Raw genomic sequence first — 15,312 nt, forward strand, 5'->3', positions numbered from 1 at the left:
CAGTCTAGTGCCTTTGCCACCCCTCCCGCAACCGATGCGTCGAGGCTCAGAATTCCACCCCGCGCTGGGCGACGACCCCATCCTCGAACGGATGCTTTTTCAGCGTCATTTCGGTGACCAGATCGGCGGCGGCCAGAAGCTCGGGCTTGGCGTCGCGTCCGGTCAGGCAGACATGGGTCATCGCGGGTTTCTGCGTCAGCAGAAAATCGACCACCTCATCGATATCGAGGTAATCATAGCGCAATGCGATATTGATCTCATCGAGCAGGACGAATTTGATTTCAGGGTCAAGGATCTGCTCCTTGGCGATCTGCCATCCATTCTCTGCCGCTGCAATGTCGCGCTCGCGGTCCTGGGTTTCCCAGGTGAAGCCTTCGCCGGAGACAAAGAACCGGCACTCTTCAGCAAAGCGGTCGCGCAGGAATTTCTTTTCGCCGGTTTGCCAGTTGCCCTTGATGAACTGCACGACAGCGCATGGGATGCCATGCCCGATACACCGCATGATCATGCCAAACCCCGAAGAGGATTTGCCCTTGCCGTCGCCCGTATGCACGATGATGAGACCCTTTTTCTCTTTCTTGGTCTTCATCAACTCGTCGCGCGCAGCCTTGATCTTGCGCATCTTTTCATTGTGGCGGGCGTTGATATCGTCCATGGCGCGTCTCTCCTGTTGGCAGAACCCCGACCCTAGGCCGTGCTGCCCTTGCGTCAATGCAAACCGGTCAGTCGGTGCTTTTTGGCTTCGCCTTCGCAGTCTTTTCCTTGAGCGCGGCGAGCTTGGCCTTGATCGCCCCTTTGCGGCGATTCTGATAGGCCTTGATCAGTGGCAACGAGATATAATAACCCCCCAGGCCGAAGATTGCGCCGGGGATGAGGCCGCCCACAAGATAAGGCAGGAACACCTCGTCATAAAAAACGGCCAGATGGCTCCAGTCCATCTTGTCATGGGTGAAAATGGCCGTGAAATTGTGCCACAGGTCCTCGCCGGCATCCACGAACTTGCCGCCAAGGGACCGCTGCACTTCTTCTTCGCTCAGCTTGTTGAGGCCCAGAAGAAAATACCCGGTATTGAGCGACATCGCCCCGATGGGCACAAAGGTCAGCGGGTTGCCGAAAAACGTCGCCAGAAGCGAGGCCACGATATTGCCGCGCATCAGCCAGGCAACCATCGCCGCCAGCAGGAAATGCAGCCCGAAAAGCGGCGAGAACGTCACGAAGATTCCGGCAAAGATACCCCGGGCAATCCGGTGCGGCGGATCCGGCAGGCGGCGCAACCGGTGCTTGATATAGTGAAACCCCCGCGCCCAGCCGCCCTTGGGCCAGACGAAGTCTGCAATGGCTTTGTACCAAGGCCGTCTGTCTCGGCGTTTGAAGACCACGCGGGAAGGCTCCTATAGTGCTGTCTGCTGGGCGCCCATGGCGCGCGACGGATCGCGCAGGCGCTCGATGGCGGCAACATCGCTTTCCGCCTCAAGCGCCGAAATAACGCTGTGAAGATGTTCGGCATCGCGCAGTTCCACATCGAGCAGAAGGCGATAAAAATCCGGTTTACGGTCAACGAATGTCAGGTCCGAGATATTGGCCTTCTGTTCGCCAATCAAGGTGCAAATACGTCCCAGCACCCCGGCATCGTTGCTCATCGTGATATCAAGCGTCACGTCCGAGGTCGCCGGATGCTTGCCTTCATGCCAATGCAGGTCCAGCCAGCGCTGCGGCTGATCGTTGTAGTCGGACAATCTGTCGCAATCGATCGCGTGCACAACCACGCCGCGCCCACGATAGGTGATCCCCACGATACGCTCACCCGGCAGGGGCTGGCAGCAACGCGCGCGCTCAAAGCTCTGATCGGCGGCAAGTCCGATCACCGCCCCGTCGCGGCCCACTTCCTCGCCCTCGTCCGGCGCAAGCTCGGGGTAAACCGCCTGCAACACCTGCCGCGAGGTTAGCTCTGCACTGCCCAGCCGCGCCAGGATGTCCTCCGCCGTGCTCAGCCGCAAATGACGGGCCGCAGTTTCCAGCGCCTTGTCGGTGGCTTTCTTGCCGACATGTTCGAAGGCCGCCCGGGCCAGTTCGCGCCCCAGTTTGATGAACCGGTCGCGGTCAATCTCGCGCAGCGCCCGGCGGATGGCCGAGCGCGCCTTGCCGGTCACCGCCATATCAAGCCAGGTCGATTGCGGTATCTGACCGTCGGCGGTGATCACCTCGACCGACTGTCCGTTCTTGATCCGGGTCCAGAGCGGCACGCGCATCCCGTCGATCTTGGCGCCAACCGTGGCATGGCCGATGCGGGTGTGAATGGCATAGGCGAAATCAATCGGCGTCGCCCCGCGCGGCAGCTTGACCACCTCGCCCTTGGGGGTGAAGCAGAACACCTTGTCGGCATACATCTCCAGCTTCACTGCTTCGAGGAATTCGGCATGATCCTCCTCGGCATCGAACTGCTCGGTCAGGCTGGCGATCCAGCGCGCGGGGTCCACGGCAAAGGGGTTCTTGGCCCGTACGCCGTCACGATAGGACCAGTGCGCCGCCACGCCGGTCTCGGCCACGTCATGCATGGCCTGGGTGCGGATTTGCACCTCCACCCGCTTGCCATCGCGCCCCGAAACCGTGGTGTGAATGGAGCGATAGCCGTTGGATTTGGGCTGACTGATGTAATCCTTGAACCGCCCCGGCACCGCTGCCCAGCGCTGGTGAATCACGCCCAGCGCCGTGTAGCAATCCATTTCGCTCTGGGTGATGATGCGAAAGCCGTAGATATCCGACAGGCGCGAGAAGCCGATTTCTTTCTCCTGCATCTTGCGCCAGATCGAATAGGGCTTCTTGGCGCGCCCCAACACCTCGGCCCGGATCCCCGCCTTGTCGAACTCGGTGCGCATATCCGACGTGATCCGTCCGATCACATCATCCGACGCCTTTTGCAGCGTCAGGAAACGCCGGATGATCGAGGCCCGCGCTTCGGGGTTGAGAACACGAAACGCAAGGTCTTCCAGCTCCTCGCGCATCCACTGCATCCCCATCCGGCCCGCCAGCGGCGCGAAGATGTCCATCGTCTCGCGTGCCTTTTGCGCCTGCTTTTCCGGACGCATGGCGCGGATCGTGCGCATGTTGTGCAAGCGGTCAGCCAGTTTCACCAGAATCACCCGCAGATCCTTGGACATCGCCATGAACAGCTTGCGGAAATTCTCGGCCTGCTGGGTTTCGGTCGAACTCAGTTGAAGGTTGGTCAGCTTGGTGACCCCATCCACCAGGTCCGCGATCTCTCCACCGAATTTCTCGGCAACGGTGGCATAGGACGCGCCCGTATCCTCGATCGTGTCATGCAGCAGCGCGGTGATGATCGTGGCATCGTCCAGCCTCTGCTCGGCCAGGATCGCGGCCACAGCGACCGGGTGACTGAAATAGGGTTCACCCGAATGACGAAACTGGCCTTCATGCATCGCAAGGCCATAGTCATAGGCGTGGCGGATCAGCGCCTCTTCGGTCTTGGGGTTGTAGGCGCGGACCAGTTGTAGGAGGTCATCAACAGGGATCATCCGCGCATCGGTCCATCAATAGGAAAAGGCCCCGGGCTGGGCGCACAGGGCCTCTTGGGTTTCGGTACATCTCCGAAGGTGCAGGTATGGCCCCTTTTTGCAAGCAGTCATGACGCAAAGATGGGCGTTTCTGGCGATATTCACCAACCAGCATGCCGATTTTGCAACCATACCGGGAAAGCGGGGCCTCAGACCCGGGCTCAGCCCTCGCCTTGCGCTTCCATCAATGCACGCAGAAGCTTCTCTTCCGACATGTCGTCATCGGCCGGCTTGTCCATCTCGCTGCCGCCCCCCATGAGCAGCGCCATGCTGTCCTCTTCGGGTTCGTCTACTTCGATCTGGGTCTGATTCGATTCGATCAGACGCTCGCGCAGCTCTTCTGCCGACTGGGTCTCTTCCGCGATCTCGCGCAGGGCAACGACCGGGTTCTTGTCATTGTCGCGGTCCACGGTAATGGGCGAGCCAGCCGAGATTTCGCGGGCGCGGTGCGCGGCAAGCATCACCAGATCAAAACGGTTGGGAACCTTGTCGACGCAATCTTCGGTGGTTACGCGGGCCATGGGAACTCCGGGCAGGTTAGGAAAGAAGCCCCGTATCTAAGGGCAAAGGGGCGGATTTACAACCCCCGAATATGTCGGTCCGGACAGGGCGAAACACCTGCCCGGGCAGCTCAGAGAGCGACCACGTCCGACACGTCCTCATCAGGCAGCCCGGCCACCATTTCCGCCACTGTCAGACCAAGCACCGGATGCACCCAGTCCGGTGCCACATCCGCCAGGGGCACCAGCACGAAAGCCCTGTCCTGCAAACGCGGATGGGGCAGAATCAACTCGTCCGGCGTCGCCTCGACCTGGCGCTCGGGCGGCAGGTTGCGCCAGCGTTCATGGGTCGCCTCGTCCGGCAGAACGCGCGACCCCGCGGCAATCAGATCAAGGTCCAGCGTCCGTCGGCCCCAGCGTTCCACGCGCTCGCGCCCCAGGCCGGCTTCGACCGTGTGCAAAAGGTCCAACACCTCTTTCGGGTCACCGTCATACCCGATCTTCGCCGCCGCATTCACATAGTCCGGCCCCGCCCCTGGCGGAAAGCAGGGCGTCCGGTAAAAGGCGCTAACAGCCTTGAGTTGCACGCCAATCTGCTCAAGTCGCGCCAAGGCTGCGCGCAGCGTTTGCTGCGGCACCCCCAGTTCAGACCGCAGGTTTCCGCCGAGAGCGATCAGGTATTCTTGACCGGATGTGACCATAACCTATCCTTTTGCATGGGCTACAAACTGTTGCGCATCTGCTAGAAATACCTAGTTTCACGTGTCGGGTCTGCCTATTTTTTGACCACTCACGACATTAAACCCACGGGCTGACCCTGTCGATCGGAAGGACTTTTGTATGTTTTACAAAGACGAACGGCTTGCGCTGTTCATCGATGGCTCGAATTTGTACGCGGCGGCGAAATCGCTCGGGTTCGACATTGATTACAAACTTCTGCGCTCCGAGTTCATGCGTCGCGGCAAACTTCTTCGTGCGTTCTACTACACGGCGCTTCTGGAAAATGACGAGTATTCGCCCATTCGGCCGCTGGTGGATTGGCTGAATTACAACGGCTTTTCGATGGTGACCAAACCGGCCAAGGAATACACCGACAGCCAGGGCCGCCGTAAGGTGAAGGGCAATATGGATATCGAACTAGCCGTGGACGCGATGGAACTCGCGCCCCGGGTCGACCATATCGTTTTGTTCTCCGGCGATGGCGATTTCCGCCCGCTGGTGGAGAGCCTGCAGCGGCAGGGCGTGCGCGTCTCCGTCGTCTCGACCATCCGCAGTCAGCCGCCGATGATCTCCGATGAACTGCGCCGCCAGGCGGACAATTTCATCGAGCTCGAAGACCTCAAAGAGGTGATCGGCCGGCCGCCGCGCGACCCGTTGCCCGAACGCGAAAACGCCTACGAGCGTCAGGACTGAGCGGAACCGGGGCCATCGCGCCCCGGTTTTCGATTTCGCAGAGACGCATCGTACCGGCAAGGGCTGGACCCGGCACCAGTTTGCCCCTACCTATCGGGGCAAGCAGGAGCCCGACCCATGACCAAACCGCCCCTCACCGTCTATCTCGCTGCCCCGCGCGGGTTCTGCGCCGGGGTGGACCGCGCCATCAAGATTGTCGAACTGGCCCTCGAGAAATGGGGCGCCCCGGTCTTTGTGCGCCATGAGATCGTGCATAACAAATTCGTCGTGGACGACCTGAAGAACAAAGGCGCCGTCTTCGTCGAAGAGCTGGACGAATGCCCCGATGACCGTCCTGTGATCTTTTCGGCCCACGGCGTGCCAAAATCGGTCCCCGCCGAGGCCGCCAGCCGCGAGATGATCTATGTCGATGCCACCTGTCCTTTGGTCTCCAAGGTGCATATCGAGGCCGAACGGCACCATGAAAACGGTCTCCAGATCGTCATGATCGGCCATGACGGCCACCCCGAGACCATTGGCACGATGGGCCAGTTGCCCGAAGGCGAGGTGCTTCTGGTCGAGACGGTCGAGGATGTCGCCGGGCTTGCCGTGCGCGACGAGGCGCAGCTGGCCTTTGTCACGCAGACGACCCTTTCGGTTGACGATACCGCCGATATCGTCGCGGCCCTGCAGGCGCGCTTCCCGGCCATCCGCGGCCCGCACAAGGAAGATATCTGCTACGCCACCACCAACCGGCAGGAAGCGGTCAAGGCGATTGCCACAAAGGCGGAAGCCATGCTCGTGGTCGGTGCGCCCAATTCCTCCAACTCGCGCCGCCTCGTGGAAGTCGGGGCCAAGGCCGGCTGCGCCTATGCCCAGCTTGTCCAACGCGCGACCGAGATCGACTGGCGCGCACTTGAAGGGATCGGCTCCATCGGCGTCACCGCCGGTGCCTCGGCCCCCGAGGTGCTGGTGGACGAGGTCATCGCCGCCCTCGCCGAGCGTTATGAGGTGCGTGTCGAAGAGGTCGAGACAGCTAGCGAATCCGTGCATTTCAAAGTGCCGCGCGTCCTGCGCGAACTGGCATGACCAGAAACATCCCGCGCACCGCGCTCTGGCTCGGCCTTGCCGGGCTGTTGCCGATGGTCTGGGGCGTCGGCGAGACATACCTGCCCTTCGTCCGAAGCTTCACCGAAGTCTGGGGCAATGACTGGTTTCTCGCCCCCTACGCCACCCTGCGCTATGCCGAGATCATCCTTGCCTTCATGTCGGGCGTGCTCTGGGGGTTTGCCGCGCGCTCAAACGCGGCCACGGCGGGCACTGGCTATGTGCTGTCGGTCCTGCCTGCGCTCTATGCCTTCTTCTTTGTCATTGGCGGGGTGCATGAAGTGGCGGTCAAGCTTGCCATCGGCTTTGTGCTGGTGCTCTTCATCGACCGGCTGTTCTCGCGGCAGGGCCTCACCCCGGACTGGTGGATGCCGCTGCGGATCATGCTGACGGCGGGCATGGTCGCCTGCCTTTTGCTCATCGCCTACGCGCATTACTGACACCCGCACAAAGGGCCGTGACCCGGCTTCGTCCGCGGCACGCTAAATCCGCCTCTCGCCACAGCGGCCTGCCGGTTGACTTCACCGGCTCGCTATGGCCTCACTCCCGAAACACTCCTGAGGGGCCGACAGATGACTCTGCAATTCCTGATCACCGCCTTTGTTGTCGTCATCGCCCCGGGCACGGGCGTGATCTATACGCTGGCCATCGGCCTCGGCCAGGGTCACCGCGCGGCGATCTGGGCAGCCTTCGGATGTACAATCGGGATTGTGCCGCATCTTACCGCTGCGATGCTCGGCCTCGCGGCAGTGCTCCACGCCTCGGCCCTGCTGTTCCAGTTGGTGAAATTCGCGGGTGTCGCATATCTGCTCTATCTGGCCTGGTCGGCGCTCAGCTCGGACGGGGCGCTCTCGGTCAAGCCCGACAAGCGGGTGGAAAATGGCTGGATCACCGCCCGGCGCGGCGCGCTGATCAACGTGCTCAACCCAAAACTCTCGATCTTCTTCCTCGCTCTGCTGCCGCCTTTCCTGTCGGGCAATCCGGCCACGGCCAGCGCCGAGATGATCGCAATGGGCGCGGTCTTCATGGCCATGACCTTCGGCGTCTTCGTCCTCTATGGCATCTTCGCCGCCGCCGCGCGCACCCATATCCTTGGCTCCGCCCGCATCATGCGCTGGCTCAACCGCAGTTTCGCGGCTATCTTCGCCGCCCTCGCCGCGCGCCTGGCACTGGAGAAAGCATGAGCAGAGACGATGAAACCCTAAGCGTCTATGCCGCACGCGCCGACGACTATCTGAAGATGGTCGAGAAAGAGGCCGAAAGCCCGATCCTCGCCGCCTTTATCGGCGGGCTACCCAAGGGCGCGCATGTGCTCGATCTGGGCTGCGGGCCGGGCGTGTCCGCCGCGGTAATGGCGCAATCAGGCCTCACCGTTGAGGCCACCGACGCCGTGCCGGAGATGGTTGAACGCGCCGCGGCCAATCCCGGTGTCATGGCTCGGCTGGCCACATTTGACGACATCACGGGCACCGATCTTTACGATGGCATCTGGGCCAATTTCAGCCTGCTGCATGCCCCCAAAGCGGACATGCCGGGCCACCTGGCCCGCCTGCGCGCGGCCCTCAAACCGGGCGGGCTGTTTCACATCGGCATGAAAACCGGCAGCGGCGAGCACCGCGACAGCATTGGCCGTTTCTATGCCTATTACACCGAGGAAGAGCTCTGCGACCTGCTGACCGCTGCCGGGTTCAAGCCCTTCTCCTCCACCCGTGGCAACGAGCCGGGACTGAGCGGTGAGCCCGCTCCCTGGGTCTGCATCGCCGCTCATGGCTGAACTTTTCGCCTATACCGACGGGGCCTGTTCCGGCAATCCCGGCCCGGGGGGCTGGGGCGTGCTGATGCGCGCCATGGAGGGCGAGAGGATCCTGAAAGAGCGTGAACTCTCAGGCGGCGAGCCCGAGACCACCAACAACCGAATGGAGCTTCTGGCCGCGATCAACGCCCTGGAAGTGCTGGAGCGTGCCAGCGCCATCACCATCGTCACCGACAGCGCCTATGTGAAGAACGGCGTCACCGGCTGGATTCACGGCTGGAAGCGCAATGGCTGGAAAACATCCAACAAGAAACCGGTCAAGAACGTGGAGCTCTGGCAAAGGCTCGACGAGGCCCAGGCCCGCCACAACGTCACCTGGGAATGGGTCAAGGGCCATGCGGGCCACCCCGAGAACGAACGCGCCGACGAACTTGCCCGTGCGGGCATGGCCCCCTTCAAGCCGGGCAAGGACACATGAGCCTGCTGTCGTTTCTGGATTATGCCTCTGTTGCGATTTTCGCCCTCACCGGCGCGCTGGTTGCGTCACGCGCCCAGCTCGATATCGTGGGCTTTGCCTTTATCGCCTGCCTCACGGCGGTGGGCGGCGGCACATTGCGCGATGTAATGCTCGACCGAAACCCGCTCTTCTGGATGGGCAACCCGAATTACATCCTCATCGCCTGCGCTGCTGCATTGCTCATCTTTTTCACCGCACATCTGGTCGAGAGCCGCTATCGCTGGCTGCTCTGGCTCGACAGTTTCGCACTGGCCGTGGCAGTGCCCGCCGGGGTCGGGGCGGCAATCCAGATGCACCAGCCTGCGCTGATCGTTGTGCTGATGGGTGTCGTGACCGGCTGCATGGGCGGATTGATGCGTGATGTGGTGGTGGGCGAGGTGCCTCTGGTGCTGCGACAGGGCGAGCTTTATGTCTCGGCCGCTTTCGCGGGTGCGCTGGCAGGGGTCATCCTGAGCACACTCATTGCCCCCGGACCGGCCCTGCTTGCCTGTGCCGGCGTGACCTGGGCGATGCGCGCAGGCTCCCTGCTCTTTGGCTGGCGTTTGCCGGTTTACAAGGCACGACCGCCGAAAAACTAAGCATTTCGCAGGCGCAGCAAAAGCGCGCACAATGCTTGATCAGATATCGCAGGAATGATCAGGTTTTCGGCAATTGGCATTGATATATAAGAAATTTTTGTGAAATCACCCATTCCCCCTTGCGCTAACGCCGCAATGCAGCAAACTGGGGTTACTTCGAAGCGACCCGCGCCCCATTCCTCCTCCTCCCTGGGTGCAACGGTCCAATAAGATAAGTCCAACAGGGCGCGGCCGGGTCACCTTTGACCCGGCCGCTTTTTGTGAAACGGCCCTGCCGTAGGCGCCTATTTCTTCACGTATGTCTGCCAGAGCCAGATCAGAACCAGCGCGCCCAGAACGGCCCCGACAAAGCCCGCAAGCGCCCCCATCACCGTAAGCAGCACCTGCAACACCAGCCCGCCCACGATGGCTCCGGCGATCCCGATCGCGATGGTCGGCAGGATTCCGGCCTCGATCTTCATCATCCGCGTCGCCAGAAATCCGGCCGCGGCCCCGATGATAATCAGCACAATAACATGCATCGCCTTCTCCTTATCCGCGTCCGCGCCAATGGGTCGGCACGATGATCAGCGCCCCCACCGATGAGATGATCGCATCCAGACCAGGTGCGCCGAACTTCACGCCGAACATGATCCGCACGAAGTAAAACAGGAACGCACCCCCCACGCAAATGATGATGGAAGGCAGGTACCCATTGCGCGTGAACCCGGTCTTTTCGCTGACATAGCCAACGATGCCCGCAATCACGACCGTGCCAAAGAGCACCATAAACATCAGCGCATATCCTTCATGTCAGTCGCGTCCCCTTCAGCAGCGGCATGCCGCGCAGGAACTCTTGGGCATCCTGCGCCTTGCCGCCTGCCCGTTGCAAGCGCAAAAGCCGCACCGCACCGCGCCCGCAGGCCACGTTGAGCGCCTCATCCAGAATCTGCCCCGGCGCGCCGCAACCCTGCGCCATCCGCGAGGCCAGAAGCTTGATCCGCTGGCCATCGGCCTCGCACCATGCGCCTGGAAACGGCGACAGGCCTCGGATCTGCCGGTCCACCTCCTCCGCGCGCCAGGCCCAGTCGATCCGCGCCTCCGCCTTTTCGATCTTGGCCGCATAGGTCACGCCTTCCTGCGGCTGTGGCTCGGGCGTCAGCGTCTCCAGCCGCTCCAGCGCCTCGACGATCAGACGCGCGCCCATCTCCGAAAGGCGGTCATGCAACTGCCCTGTCGTCTCCTCCGCGCCGATCGGAGTGGCCTCGCGCCACAGCACCGGGCCGGTATCGAGCCCGGCTTCCATCTGCATGATGCACACGCCGGTCTCGGCATCGCCCGCCATGATTGCGCGGTGAATGGGTGCCGCGCCGCGCCAGCGCGGCAGAAGCGAGGCATGGATATTGACGCAGCCATGTCTTGGCGCATCCAGTACCGCTTGCGGCAGCAGAAGCCCGTAGGCCACGACCACGGCAATATCCGCCTTCACATCCGCGAAGGCCTCTTGCGCACCCGGATCTTTCAGACTGGTCGGATGGCGTACTGGCAAGCCCAGCGCCTCGGCCCGCGCCTGAACCGGGGTGGGCCGGTCCTTCTTGCCCCGGCCGGCCGGGCGCGGCGGCTGGCAATAGACCGCGGCAATCTCATGACCCGCCTCGACCAGCGCATCGAGCACCGGCACCGAGAACTCGGGGCTTCCCATGAAGATCACGCGCATTGTCTCTCTCCTCCGGCGGGGTGGTGCGTGTAAACACACACCCTACATCCTGCCTTTATTGGTAGGGTGCGTGATCTCACGCACCGATCTTCCGCGCCTTGCGCAACAGCATATCGCGCTTCACCTTGCTCAGCCGGTCGAAATACATCCTGCCCCGCAGATGGTCGATCTGATGCTGCACGCTGGTGGCCCAGAGCCCGACGAAATCGCGCTCTTCCACCTCGCCCTCTGCATTCAGAAATCGCACCGTCACCGCGCGCGGGCGCTTGATGGTCGCAGACACACCGGGCAGATTCGGGCTGGCTTCCTCATGTTCGCGCAGCTCGATACTGGCGTGCAGCACCTCCGGGTTGGCCATGCGCACCGCCTGCCCGCGCTCTGCAGACGCATCCACCACCGCCAGCCGCTGCATCACTCCGATCTGAACCGCTGCCAGCCCCACACCGGGCATCGCCTCCATCGTGTCGATCATGTCCTGCCAGATCGCGCGGGTCTCACCGGTGACCGCGTCTACATCCGCCGCCGCGCTCCGCAGCCGCTTGTCCGGCCAGGGCAGGCACCGCCGCACCGCCATCCGCGGTCAGGCCCGCGCCTGTTCGCGCTTGAGCTTTTGCATCCGCCGGGTGATCAGCTGCCGCTTCATGGGCCCCAGATAGTCGATGAAAAGCTTGCCGTTCAGGTGATCGATCTCGTGCTGCACACAGGTGGCCCAAAGCCCGTCGAACACCTGTTGCCGGGGGTTTCCGTCCCGGTCGATCCAGGCCACCTCGACCTCTTTCGGCCGGGTCACATCTGCAAACTGATCCGGGATCGAAAGACAGCCCTCTTCATAGACGTTCTTTTCATCTGAGGACGCCACCACCTCCGGGTTGAAGAGCACCATCGGCTGGGGCGGCTCGCCTTCGCCTTTCACGCAATCCATCACGATCAGGCGGTCGAGCACACCAATTTGCGGCGCAGCCAGGCCGATGCCGGGCGCGTCATACATCGTCTCCAGCATGTCGTCGGCCAGCTCGCGCAGCGCGTCGGAAATATCCGCCACGGGCGCGCAAACCTTTTTCAGGCGCGGATCGGGGTGAATGAGAATAGGCCGTTTCATGGCGCTTCATTTAGGACCAATGCGCGCGCACTGCAACGGCTCTTGAACCCGCGCCGCATTCCGCTAGCTTGCGCTGCGCGTATCCGAGGAGACTTTTTCATGAGTTTTGACGAAATCATCGACCGCTTCGGTTCTCATTCAGCCAAATGGGACATGATGGAGCCGATCTATGGCGTGCCCGCCCAGGACGGGCTGGCCATGTGGGTGGCCGATATGGATTTCCGCCCGCCCGCTTGCGTGGGCGATGCCGTGCAGAAAATGCGCGACCATGGCGTCTACGGGTATTACGGCGACGAGACCTCGTATCGCAGCGCGATCCAATGGTGGATGAGAGAGCGTCACGGCTGGCAAATTGCACAGGATGCAATCTTCACCACACACGGGCTGGTCAATGGTACCGGGCTTTGCGTCGATGCCTATACCGCGCCCGGTGACGGGGTTGTCCTCTTTACCCCCGTCTATCACGCCTTCGCGCGGGTGATCAAAGCCGCCGGGCGCGAAGTGGTCGAATGCGAGCTTGTGAACACCGCAGGCCGCTACGAGATGGATTTTGACGCCTATGACGCGCAAATGACCGGCAACGAGAAGCTGGTTATCCTGTGCTCTCCCCATAACCCCGGCGGGCGCGTCTGGACCCGTGACGAACTGCAAGCTGTGGCCGATTTCGCGCGGCGGCATGACCTGATCCTGGTCTCGGATGAAATTCACCACGATCTGGTGATGCCCGGACAAAAACATATCCCGATGCCGCTGGTGGATGACAGCATCATGGACCGGCTTGTGATGATGACGGCGGCCACCAAGACCTTCAACATCGCAGGTTCACATTCGGGCAATGTGATCATCCCCGATCCTGCCCTGCGCGCCCGTTTCGCCGCGCGAATGGCGGGGCTCGGGATTTCGGCCAATTCCTTCGGTCTGTTCATGACCGAGGCCGCCTATAGCCCCGAGGGCGCGGCCTGGGTTGATAATCTGATGAGATATCTCGACGGTAACCGACGGCTCTTTGACGAGGGCATTAACGCCATTCCCGGTCTTGCCTCCATGCCGATGCAGGCCACCTATCTGGCCTGGGTCGATTTCGGAGGTACCGGAATGCATCGCGAAGAATTCACCGCCCGGGTCGAGAAAACCGCGCGGATCGCGGTCAATCACGGGCCGACCTTCGGCAAGGGCGGCGAGAGCTTCCTGCGGTTCAACTTCGCTACACCCCGCGCACGGGTCGAAGAAGCTGTCAGCCGTATGGCAGAGGCCTTTGGCGATTTGCAGTAACCCCTAACCCCGTCCCGGATCCGGTCCGGGGCTCCGCCCGTTCTGACAGGAGGCCCAGGGTCAAGCCCGGGGCGTTTGGCTAGACTTCCCGCACCGGCCCGAGCAGGGCAATCGGCGCATCGGGGGCGCGGTAGAAATCCAGTGGCTGGGTGTCATGCGCCTCGGTGATGCGCTTGTATTCGAAGCGCAACTCGCCCTCTTCCTCCTCGGAGGCGATGATCAGGCAATGCGACAACAGCCGCGCCCCATCATAGAGCGCCACGCGCCCGCGCAGATGCGGTGCGGTCTCGGCTTCAAGCGCGAAACCTCCGTCCCACGCCCGCAGAACAGGATAACTCCGCTCGCCCGCCTCCACGCGCAAACGGGTGGCCTTGCGTCGTGCCAGACGCCGCGCAGCATCCAGCCCGGCCTGCACCTCCGGCGGCAAATAGGTGGTCATGATAAGCCCCTCACTCCATCCGCGGACAAGTCTGTCGCAGCCCAATACATCGGTCACGTAAAATCTTGATTACGCCGCGATTTAAACCGAAGCTGTCGTATTTCCACTCGGATTGTGCAGGTTTTGAGGACAATGGCCGGTTTTGCGGCTCATTTCCGACGATCCATGCAAAACACCGCAGATTCGCCTTCGTGCATCAGCACACGTGCGCTGTGCGCTCATTCGCCTAGGCGCATCCCCCGAGCCGACCTACATCTGCGGCAACACGCAAGGAGGCAAAGATCATGGGCCAACTGGTCGAAGGCGAATGGCGCGACGAATGGTATGACACCAAATCCACCGGCGGAGCGTTCAAGCGCTCCACCGCGGGATTTCGCAACTGGATCACGCCGGATGGCAGCGCCGGGCCCACGGGCGAAGGCGGTTTTGACGCCCAAAGCGGGCGGTATCACCTGTATGTCTCTTATGCCTGCCCCTGGGCACACCGCACACTGATCTTCCGGGCGCTGAAGGGGCTTGAGGATCATATCGAGGTCTCTGTCGTACACCCGGATATGCTGGGCGAAGGCTGGACCTTCGACACCGATTTCCCCGGCGCCACAGGCGACAGGCTGCACGGCCTGCCCTTTGCGCGCGATATCTATCTCAAGGCCGACCCGAAAGTGTCGGGCCGCGTTACCGTGCCGATCCTCTGGGACAAGACACGCGAGACGATCGTCTCGAACGAAAGTTCCGAAATTATCCGTATGTTCAACTCGGCCTTTGACGCGATCACCGGCAACAGCGACGACTATTGGCCCGAGGAGCTGCGCGACGAGATCGAAGAGGTGAACAGCCGGGTCTATGACACGGTCAATAACGGCGTCTACAAGGCCGGGTTCGCCACCTCGCAAGACGCCTATGACAAGGCGGTGGCCCCCCTCTTCGACAGTCTCGACTGGCTCGAAGACCGTCTGGTTACCTCACGCTATCTGATTGGCGACCGGATCACCGAGGCCGACTGGCGGCTTTTCACGACCCTGATCCGCTTCGATCTGGTCTATCACCTGCATTTCAAATGCAACCGCGCGCGGATCATCGATTATCCAAACCTCTGGGGCTATCTGCGCGAGCTCTACCAATGGCCGGGGGTAAGGGACACGGTGCATTTCGACCATATCGTGCGGCACTATCACTATAGCCACGACACGATCAATCCGAACCGGATCATCCCGACGAACCCGGTGCTGGATTTCGATGAACCGCACGGGCGGGGCTGACCGCGCGCAGATTATCGTAGGCAGCGAAATCGCGAGGTGCGTGAGATCACGCACCCTACATCAAAAAAACGCCGCCGCAGGTCGCTAACTGGCAAGCGGTGCGTTGCCGCGCGTAGGAGCATGGGCCG

At 62.0% G+C, this 15,312-nt stretch carries 20 protein-coding genes; 9 read left to right on the top strand and 11 right to left on the bottom strand.

Going from position 1 to position 15,312, the window contains the following annotated elements; translation table 11 throughout:
* Window positions 1-46: 46 nt before the first annotated feature.
* From cobO to folK, 5 genes are all read right to left on the bottom strand, one after another.
* Complete coding sequence (gene cobO / locus EI983_RS14565) at window positions 47-655, bottom strand: cob(I)yrinic acid a,c-diamide adenosyltransferase (RefSeq protein WP_157708087.1); 609 nt, start codon at window positions 653-655, stop codon at window positions 47-49.
* Window positions 656-722: 67 nt separating this feature from the next.
* A complete protein-coding gene (locus EI983_RS14570) occupies window positions 723-1,379 on the bottom strand; it encodes a DUF2062 domain-containing protein (protein WP_157708088.1) in 657 nt (218 codons plus the stop codon).
* A 12-nt stretch (window positions 1,380-1,391) separates the two neighbouring features.
* Window positions 1,392-3,533, bottom strand: a complete 2,142-nt coding sequence (locus EI983_RS14575) for a RelA/SpoT family protein (protein WP_157708089.1) — start codon at window positions 3,531-3,533, stop codon at window positions 1,392-1,394.
* Window positions 3,534-3,733: 200 nt separating this feature from the next.
* On the bottom strand, window positions 3,734-4,093 hold the full coding sequence (gene rpoZ / locus EI983_RS14580; RefSeq protein WP_157708090.1) for a DNA-directed RNA polymerase subunit omega: 360 nt from the start codon (window positions 4,091-4,093) through the stop codon (window positions 3,734-3,736).
* A 110-nt stretch (window positions 4,094-4,203) separates the two neighbouring features.
* Window positions 4,204-4,773, bottom strand: a complete 570-nt coding sequence (gene folK, locus EI983_RS14585; protein WP_157708091.1) for a 2-amino-4-hydroxy-6-hydroxymethyldihydropteridine diphosphokinase — start codon at window positions 4,771-4,773, stop codon at window positions 4,204-4,206.
* A 139-nt stretch (window positions 4,774-4,912) separates the two neighbouring features.
* On the opposite strand from folK, the gene EI983_RS14590 reads away from it, so the two are divergent.
* The 7 genes from EI983_RS14590 to EI983_RS14620 all read left to right on the top strand — a co-directional run bounded on the left by EI983_RS14590 (window position 4,913) and on the right by EI983_RS14620 (window position 9,419).
* A complete protein-coding gene (locus EI983_RS14590) occupies window positions 4,913-5,485 on the top strand; it encodes a LabA-like NYN domain-containing protein (protein WP_157708092.1) in 573 nt (190 codons plus the stop codon).
* 117 nt (window positions 5,486-5,602) lie between these two features.
* A complete protein-coding gene (ispH, locus tag EI983_RS14595) occupies window positions 5,603-6,553 on the top strand; it encodes a 4-hydroxy-3-methylbut-2-enyl diphosphate reductase (protein ID WP_157708093.1) in 951 nt (316 codons plus the stop codon).
* Entirely contained in the window at window positions 6,550-7,011 is a 462-nt protein-coding gene (locus tag EI983_RS14600) for a DUF3429 domain-containing protein (protein ID WP_157708094.1), read from the top strand. The genes ispH and EI983_RS14600 overlap by 4 nt, the downstream gene beginning before the upstream one ends.
* A 132-nt stretch (window positions 7,012-7,143) precedes the next feature.
* The gene (locus EI983_RS14605; RefSeq protein WP_157708095.1) at window positions 7,144-7,755 is read left to right on the top strand and encodes a LysE family translocator; all 612 of its coding nucleotides are present in this window, start codon (window positions 7,144-7,146) and stop codon (window positions 7,753-7,755) included.
* Window positions 7,752-8,345: a class I SAM-dependent DNA methyltransferase gene (locus EI983_RS14610; RefSeq protein ID WP_157708096.1), complete on the top strand. Its 594-nt coding sequence runs from the start codon at window positions 7,752-7,754 to the stop codon at window positions 8,343-8,345. Before EI983_RS14605 ends, EI983_RS14610 begins: the two co-directional genes overlap by 4 nt.
* A complete protein-coding gene (rnhA, locus tag EI983_RS14615; protein WP_157708097.1) occupies window positions 8,338-8,802 on the top strand; it encodes a ribonuclease HI in 465 nt (154 codons plus the stop codon). Before EI983_RS14610 ends, rnhA begins: the two co-directional genes overlap by 8 nt.
* A complete protein-coding gene (locus tag EI983_RS14620; protein ID WP_157708098.1) occupies window positions 8,799-9,419 on the top strand; it encodes a trimeric intracellular cation channel family protein in 621 nt (206 codons plus the stop codon). The genes rnhA and EI983_RS14620 overlap by 4 nt, the downstream gene beginning before the upstream one ends.
* A gap of 284 nt (window positions 9,420-9,703) precedes the next feature.
* On the opposite strand, the gene EI983_RS14625 is transcribed toward EI983_RS14620, so the two are convergent.
* From EI983_RS14625 to def (EI983_RS14645), 5 genes are all read right to left on the bottom strand, one after another.
* Window positions 9,704-9,940, bottom strand: coding sequence for a GlsB/YeaQ/YmgE family stress response membrane protein (locus EI983_RS14625; protein ID WP_157708099.1), 237 nt, complete (start codon window positions 9,938-9,940; stop codon window positions 9,704-9,706).
* 10 nt (window positions 9,941-9,950) lie between these two features.
* Entirely contained in the window at window positions 9,951-10,193 is a 243-nt protein-coding gene (locus EI983_RS14630) for a hypothetical protein (protein ID WP_157708100.1), read from the bottom strand.
* 13 nt (window positions 10,194-10,206) lie between these two features.
* Entirely contained in the window at window positions 10,207-11,115 is a 909-nt protein-coding gene (gene fmt, locus EI983_RS14635) for a methionyl-tRNA formyltransferase (RefSeq protein WP_157708101.1), read from the bottom strand.
* A gap of 76 nt (window positions 11,116-11,191) precedes the next feature.
* Complete coding sequence (gene def, locus EI983_RS14640; protein ID WP_157708102.1) at window positions 11,192-11,689, bottom strand: peptide deformylase; 498 nt, start codon at window positions 11,687-11,689, stop codon at window positions 11,192-11,194.
* A gap of 6 nt (window positions 11,690-11,695) precedes the next feature.
* The gene (def, locus tag EI983_RS14645; protein WP_157708103.1) at window positions 11,696-12,214 is read right to left on the bottom strand and encodes a peptide deformylase; all 519 of its coding nucleotides are present in this window, start codon (window positions 12,212-12,214) and stop codon (window positions 11,696-11,698) included.
* Window positions 12,215-12,313: 99 nt separating this feature from the next.
* On the opposite strand from def (EI983_RS14645), the gene EI983_RS14650 reads away from it, so the two are divergent.
* Window positions 12,314-13,486: a MalY/PatB family protein gene (locus tag EI983_RS14650; protein ID WP_157708104.1), complete on the top strand. Its 1,173-nt coding sequence runs from the start codon at window positions 12,314-12,316 to the stop codon at window positions 13,484-13,486.
* 79 nt (window positions 13,487-13,565) lie between these two features.
* On the opposite strand, the gene EI983_RS14655 is transcribed toward EI983_RS14650, so the two are convergent.
* Window positions 13,566-13,925, bottom strand: a complete 360-nt coding sequence (locus tag EI983_RS14655) for a hypothetical protein (RefSeq protein WP_157708105.1) — start codon at window positions 13,923-13,925, stop codon at window positions 13,566-13,568.
* Window positions 13,926-14,209: 284 nt separating this feature from the next.
* Here EI983_RS14655 and EI983_RS14660 point away from each other — a divergent pair, with 284 nt between their 5' ends.
* Window positions 14,210-15,184: a glutathione S-transferase family protein gene (locus tag EI983_RS14660; RefSeq protein WP_157708106.1), complete on the top strand. Its 975-nt coding sequence runs from the start codon at window positions 14,210-14,212 to the stop codon at window positions 15,182-15,184.
* Window positions 15,185-15,312 lie beyond the last annotated feature (128 nt).

This window comes from Roseovarius faecimaris, from assembly GCF_009762325.1.
Taxonomy (GTDB): domain Bacteria; phylum Pseudomonadota; class Alphaproteobacteria; order Rhodobacterales; family Rhodobacteraceae; genus Roseovarius; species Roseovarius faecimaris.

Excerpts from the sequence above, each read along its gene's own strand:
- EI983_RS14660 (WP_157708106.1), top strand. The coding sequence starts at position 14,210 with ATGGGCCAACTGGTCGAAGGCGAATGGCGCGACGAATGGTATGACACC.
- rpoZ (WP_157708090.1), bottom strand. The coding sequence starts at position 4,093 with ATGGCCCGCGTAACCACCGAAGATTGCGTCGACAAGGTTCCCAACCGT.
- EI983_RS14590 (WP_157708092.1), top strand. The coding sequence starts at position 4,913 with ATGTTTTACAAAGACGAACGGCTTGCGCTGTTCATCGATGGCTCGAAT.
- fmt (WP_157708101.1), bottom strand. The coding sequence starts at position 11,115 with ATGCGCGTGATCTTCATGGGAAGCCCCGAGTTCTCGGTGCCGGTGCTC.
- EI983_RS14625 (WP_157708099.1), bottom strand. The coding sequence starts at position 9,940 with ATGCATGTTATTGTGCTGATTATCATCGGGGCCGCGGCCGGATTTCTG.
- EI983_RS14650 (WP_157708104.1), top strand. The coding sequence starts at position 12,314 with ATGAGTTTTGACGAAATCATCGACCGCTTCGGTTCTCATTCAGCCAAA.
- cobO (WP_157708087.1), bottom strand. The coding sequence starts at position 655 with ATGGACGATATCAACGCCCGCCACAATGAAAAGATGCGCAAGATCAAG.
- EI983_RS14600 (WP_157708094.1), top strand. The coding sequence starts at position 6,550 with ATGACCAGAAACATCCCGCGCACCGCGCTCTGGCTCGGCCTTGCCGGG.
- folK (WP_157708091.1), bottom strand. The coding sequence starts at position 4,773 with ATGGTCACATCCGGTCAAGAATACCTGATCGCTCTCGGCGGAAACCTG.
- EI983_RS14655 (WP_157708105.1), bottom strand. The coding sequence starts at position 13,925 with ATGACCACCTATTTGCCGCCGGAGGTGCAGGCCGGGCTGGATGCTGCG.
- ispH (WP_157708093.1), top strand. The coding sequence starts at position 5,603 with ATGACCAAACCGCCCCTCACCGTCTATCTCGCTGCCCCGCGCGGGTTC.
- EI983_RS14610 (WP_157708096.1), top strand. The coding sequence starts at position 7,752 with ATGAGCAGAGACGATGAAACCCTAAGCGTCTATGCCGCACGCGCCGAC.
- def (WP_157708103.1), bottom strand. The coding sequence starts at position 12,214 with ATGAAACGGCCTATTCTCATTCACCCCGATCCGCGCCTGAAAAAGGTT.
- rnhA (WP_157708097.1), top strand. The coding sequence starts at position 8,338 with ATGGCTGAACTTTTCGCCTATACCGACGGGGCCTGTTCCGGCAATCCC.
- EI983_RS14630 (WP_157708100.1), bottom strand. The coding sequence starts at position 10,193 with ATGTTTATGGTGCTCTTTGGCACGGTCGTGATTGCGGGCATCGTTGGC.
- EI983_RS14575 (WP_157708089.1), bottom strand. The coding sequence starts at position 3,533 with ATGATCCCTGTTGATGACCTCCTACAACTGGTCCGCGCCTACAACCCC.
- EI983_RS14620 (WP_157708098.1), top strand. The coding sequence starts at position 8,799 with ATGAGCCTGCTGTCGTTTCTGGATTATGCCTCTGTTGCGATTTTCGCC.
- def (WP_157708102.1), bottom strand. The coding sequence starts at position 11,689 with ATGGCGGTGCGGCGGTGCCTGCCCTGGCCGGACAAGCGGCTGCGGAGC.
- EI983_RS14605 (WP_157708095.1), top strand. The coding sequence starts at position 7,144 with ATGACTCTGCAATTCCTGATCACCGCCTTTGTTGTCGTCATCGCCCCG.